1 pseudogene is annotated in these 307 nt (G+C 38.4%); it reads left to right on the top strand.

Going from position 1 to position 307, the window contains the following annotated elements:
* Positions 1-99: 99 nt before the first annotated feature.
* Positions 100-307, top strand: a pseudogene (locus JKP73_RS23685) (IS110 family RNA-guided transposase); the annotation flags it as partial.

Raw genomic sequence — 307 nt, 5'->3', positions numbered from 1 at the left:
TCGTGGATACATATATTGTCGCTTAAATCCACTTGAGGCAAAACTTCAGACAGCAGCTATGCGAAGAAAAATAAGACCGATAAAAGCGATGCGCATGAGCTGGCTAAAACACACTTTAAAATAAACCGTAAGCCAATGTTTCAACAAGACACCTATTATAATCAAATGCATGCCCTATCACGTTATTACGACGAAGTTGATGAAGAATTAATCCAACTACGGGGCAAAATGCATGCGATTTTACAATTATCTTTTCCGGAACTAGAACGAATGATTACACCAAGCTCAGCACTCTTTTTGAACATCG

Source organism: Virgibacillus salexigens (assembly GCF_014905415.1).
Lineage (GTDB): Bacteria > Bacillota > Bacilli > Bacillales > Amphibacillaceae > Virgibacillus > Virgibacillus salexigens.
Note: the sequence above shows the minus strand (reverse complement) of the source record. Positions and strands in the feature narration are given on the sequence as shown.